Source organism: Pseudomonas amygdali (genome assembly GCF_002699855.1).
GTDB classification, from domain to species: Bacteria; Pseudomonadota; Gammaproteobacteria; order Pseudomonadales; family Pseudomonadaceae; genus Aquipseudomonas; species Aquipseudomonas amygdali.
This window is the reverse complement of sequence record NZ_LKBW01000184.1, coordinates 1-1,515: the sequence shown is the minus strand read 5'-3', so window position 1 is coordinate 1,515 and position 1,515 is coordinate 1. Positions and strand designations below refer to the sequence as shown.

Genomic DNA, 1,515 nt, shown 5'->3' with positions numbered 1-1,515 from the left:
CGATGAGTCGGAGAGTTCGTAACGCTTTGCCATGCGGGCCTCCAGCCAATCATGGCGGCAATTCTACCCCAGCCGACTTTTCGTACAAAACCTAATACCAGAAACGATAAAGGGTGCCTCGGGCACCCTCTTCGTACTAGATCTGAAAACCACTCAGCTTCGCCTCGGTCCGCCTTGCGCGAACCCACTCAAGGAATGAGAAAACTAGTAATTATTATTTAATAATTAATCCAGAGTGTAACCTTGCGCTTCCAGCGCATGCTTAACTATCGCGCTGACCGTCCTGAGCGCTTTTCCGGAGCGCTTATTTTCACGCACATCGTCCTCAATTTTCTCCAGTATGCCTGGGGGCAAGCTGATCGATACGGGAACTGGCTTCCGCTTATCCGGTGCCTTTGCCAACGGGGTAGAGTCATAAGGCTTGTCAGCAAGCTCTCGGGCCAAGCGTTCAGATGCTTCCTCGCTGACCTGCTCCCTCCTATTTGCAGTCTCACTCGCCTTTTTAATTGCCATGGAACACCTCTTTCAACAGACTCTTTATCTCGTTGGCTGCTTCACGGTTTTTCCCTTCTAAAACTGACATTCCCGAAGGAATGGAGTCTTTGTATGCTTTCCGATAGAAGCCGACTGAATCCAAAGGCTTGATCTCAGGATATTCGGAAAGAAATTCCAGGAATTCGCGCCTCTCAGTGATACGAACTGCAGGGTTTGGGGAAGCCATAGATTGATAGGCATATGCCTGCAGGTTTGGGTTCAGATCTCTGCAGCGCATGACTTGCTCTTGCAGCTCCCCAAGGGTGTCCAGATCGAGCTGGCTGCATTGGTTTGGGGCAATTATGATGTCTGCCACTACTGCTCCGGTGATCAATTCACGCGAGTTTCTACCAGCGACGTCGACAATCACATAATCAAATTTCTCGCTCAGTGTTCGCAGCGTAACCGTGATGTTGTCGCGTTTTTCAATCAGGGTGATCTTCGGTTCCAATTGTGCCGCTTCACGCTCTGCGTACCATTTCGAGGCGCTGCGTTGCGCATCTGCGTCTACCAGGCAGACATCGTGGCCTTCCATTGCCAACCCAGTTGATACGTTTACGGCAGTGGTAGTTTTGCCTACGCCGCCTTTGTTCCCGCCAACGATCACGATTGTGCCCATGGGGGCCTCCTAAATTAATTCGCAATTAATAATTCGCAAATAACAATTAATAATCAGCTCTGCGGGGCTTCCAGTCAAGACAGATCCAGTGCAGATAGGTCCATACCCCTACTCAATGATCTAGAACGACCCGTCGCTTGGCCTTGATACCGTCGATGTCAGTCGTTATAAGGATCAACGTGCCGGTAAAGCTGTTGTCTGTGTAGAAGCGAATCCACTNTAGTAACACCTTCGTCATCAATGACCGCTCCAGTAAGCGCATAAGAGGTCATATGCCATTCCCTTAGCCCAGATTGGACGGCACATGTCAACGCCAACTAAAAAGTGACCCCCTTCCGTGCTAAATCGCCAACTTAGTTTTG

Annotated in this window: 2 protein-coding genes; both read right to left on the bottom strand. The window is 49.9% G+C overall.

Annotated elements, in window-relative coordinates; genetic code table 11:
* Positions 1-225: 225 nt before the first annotated feature.
* A complete protein-coding gene (locus AO277_RS13480; protein WP_005782528.1) occupies positions 226-513 on the bottom strand; it encodes a hypothetical protein in 288 nt (95 codons plus the stop codon).
* Positions 503-1,153, bottom strand: a complete 651-nt coding sequence (locus tag AO277_RS13475; RefSeq protein ID WP_044320205.1) for an AAA family ATPase — start codon at positions 1,151-1,153, stop codon at positions 503-505. The genes AO277_RS13480 and AO277_RS13475 overlap by 11 nt, the downstream gene beginning before the upstream one ends.
* Positions 1,154-1,515 lie beyond the last annotated feature (362 nt).

Bases quoted from the DNA above. Each gene is read 5' to 3' on its own strand.
- AO277_RS13480 (WP_005782528.1), bottom strand. From the start codon at position 513: ATGGCAATTAAAAAGGCGAGTGAGACTGCAAATAGGAGGGAGCAGGTC.
- AO277_RS13475 (WP_044320205.1), bottom strand. From the start codon at position 1,153: ATGGGCACAATCGTGATCGTTGGCGGGAACAAAGGCGGCGTAGGCAAA.